This window comes from Vibrio sp. 1580 (genome assembly GCF_033340055.1).
The window spans coordinates 1-800 of record NZ_JAWOVT010000192.1 but is presented as its reverse complement, the minus strand read 5'-3'; the positions used below and the strand labels follow the sequence as shown (position 1 = coordinate 800).

The following is an 800-nucleotide window of genomic DNA, read 5'->3' as shown; positions in this document are numbered from 1 at the left end:
TAGCGAGACCAGTGAATGATGATTTGATTTGGGTAGTAATCTTGGTTGTCGTAATCCAAGTAAGGAAGCTCTACCAGATCAATTGTCGGCTCGTCGCGGCTTGGATTGACACCTGTCACGATGGCGTAAACCTCTGCTTTGCCAGAGATCCACGGTTCTTTGTCATCCGCTAAGCGAATTTTCTTCAGTTGAGTTGTTTGAATCGGAGCGACATCACTTGTCGCTGCGCTTTGTAGCGTTGGTGAAGATTGTTTTTGACTCTCTGAATAATAAGGCTGAATTAGAGCTGGCTGACCCAGCTTTTTCATTTCTGCCTGCATCGCCTGTAAGCCTGCTTTGAGCTCTGCAGAGCTGTTGTTATCGACAACTAGAACGGGAACGTCAGGAAGCTGATACACATCAAGTTGATGAATTTGCCCGTAAACGTCAAACGCTTCGATGTATTGCCAGCTTTCATCATCACCGCTTGGTTCAAAGGCAAAGAGTGGTGCAACGTCGCCATTGAGCCATGCTCCTAGCATTTTTTCGTTGGCTAAGCGCACTTCTAGCAATTGATCTGAGAATTCAGTAATGCCTTTCCAGCTACGAATTTGAGCGTCGGCTTCAACGAGCTGTTGGCTAAATTCTGCAGTAGGGTTTTGCTCAATGAAAGAGGAGACAGGAACATTGGTTTGTTGAGCAGTAATATCTCTTCTCAACATTGGCTCAATTGCCGTATAGTTTTCGCTCAGTTGTTGAGCAAGTTCCCGTTTGGTTTGTGTAATGTCGTCCGCACGCGCATTAGATACGTTTGTCACTTT

1 protein-coding gene is annotated in these 800 nt (G+C 45.6%); it reads right to left on the bottom strand.

Annotated features, from left to right (window positions below; translation table 11 throughout):
- A partial coding sequence (locus tag R7093_RS24945; RefSeq protein WP_318146982.1) for a DUF3103 family protein occupies nt 1–800 on the bottom strand: 800 nt, incomplete at both ends.